This window comes from Aequorivita viscosa (assembly GCF_900106795.1).
In the GTDB taxonomy this organism is placed as follows: Bacteria; Bacteroidota; Bacteroidia; order Flavobacteriales; family Flavobacteriaceae; genus Aequorivita; species Aequorivita viscosa.
The window spans coordinates 1-1,802 of record NZ_FNNS01000057.1 but is presented as its reverse complement, the minus strand read 5'-3'; the positions used below and the strand labels follow the sequence as shown (position 1 = coordinate 1,802).

The 1,802-nt window shown below is 31.2% G+C and carries 1 protein-coding gene; it reads left to right on the top strand.

The features are described from left to right. Window positions 1-616: 616 nt before the first annotated feature. Window positions 617-1,075 carry a hypothetical protein gene (locus BLW28_RS15490; protein WP_073222362.1) on the top strand — a complete coding sequence of 153 codons (459 nt, stop codon included), beginning with the start codon at window positions 617-619 and terminating at the stop codon, window positions 1,073-1,075. Window positions 1,076-1,802 lie beyond the last annotated feature (727 nt).

Genomic DNA, 1,802 nt, shown 5'->3' with positions numbered 1-1,802 from the left:
AAATGAAAAATATGCAAAAAACAGTGTTTTGGCTTAGTGCCTTAATCAAAATTATAGTAATTTAACACCGCACTGCGCATAGCCGTAACCGTTGTAGAGCATATAAAAAAAGCATTTTCCGAAAAAAAATCCCATCGATTTCAATACCGAAAAAGACGAAATTAAATTCTAATCAAAACGAAATTTTTGTATTTGGAAATTCGATTGATTTTCACTCGGCTGACAAATGATTAAATTGTAGAAACTTAAGATTTGACAAATTCGAAATTTAAGGTCAAAAACTGACATTTAATTCGACTCAAATGATAAAAATTCAGCCGATTTAATTACGCAAATAAAAACCCAGCACGAATTGCGATTTAAAAGTAAAACTCAAAAATTGATTTCAAAAAATAGGAGCGAAGCGGATAATTTTGACGAGAAATAATTTAATTCTGAATCTTAATCAAAATGAAAAAAATACGCTCTACAACACTGCATATCGCTCATTGCGGATTTTCGGCTGAAATCAAAGTTTTGGGATTTTCTGGAAGTTAAAATATAAAATTGAAAAATAATTGCTAATTTTCCCGCAACGAAGCGATATGCGAGAACGTTGTACAACATTTGACCAAAAATGAAACTATTCCGATTTTTAAGGAAAAAACTGAACGAATTAGATAATATTCCAAAAGATAATCGGACTGAAAAAATAACGAAAAAGTCTACTCTGGAAACTAAATCCAAAACTAAAACGAAAAGTGAAAATGTCGACAGAACAAATTGGACTGGAGAGAATTTTGAGTTTCTAATAACCGGAGTTGATGAAATTCCTAACGAGGAATATGACAGAATAATGACACCGAATTCATTTGAATGGAAAAAAGTCATTAAAGACGAATGGCCTTTTTATGTTGTTGGAGAAGATGAATTTAGTTTCTCTTGGGAAATACCAGGAATCCAATTCACTTTTAATAAAGAAGTTAAATATGAAAAAGCAAAAAAAATTGCTGACGAAATAATTGAGAATATTAAATCAATTGGACAGAAAGCGGAATTATTAACGCTTGAATCGAACAAAGTTTATAAATTCTAATTGAATAAAAAACGTTGTACAACACTGCATATCGCTCATTGCGGTTTTTCGGCTGAAATCAAAGTTTTGGGATTTTCTGGAAGTTAAAATCATAAATTAAAAAATAATTACTAATTTTCCCGCAACGAGTCGATATGCGAGACCGTTAGCGAGCATATAAAAAACAAATTCAGAAAAAAGCACGCGTCGATTTCAACACTGAAAAGTGAAATTAAATTCAAGTTTGGCAATTAAAATCTAGTCAAAACGATTTTTTTTTGTCACGAAATTTGGGATTGAAATTTATTCAGTTGACAACTGATTTTAACTCAAAATCTGACAATTAAATTCAATTTTTAGCCGTGAAATTACGAGTGAAATTTAAGATTGATTTTTCCGATAAAAAGTAAAACTCAAAATATAATTTGTGATCGATTTTTTTGCTGAGAGTCGATAAATGAAAAGCTGGAACGCTGATTAGTTTTGTGAAAGTCGATTCGACTCTGAATCGAAAAAAGCGAAAAAAATACGCTCGCTAACACTGCATATCGCTCATTGCGGCGTTTTGGCTGAAATCGGAGTTTTGGAATTTTCTGGGATTAAAATCTAAAATTGAAAAATAATCGCTAATTTTCCCGCAACGAGTCGATATGCGAGACCGTTGTGGGAGAGTTTATAGAGGTAAATTTTGATGAAGTTTACCGTAAATCAGCAACCAAAAGTTAGGGCTTATATTCAACAATTAAAA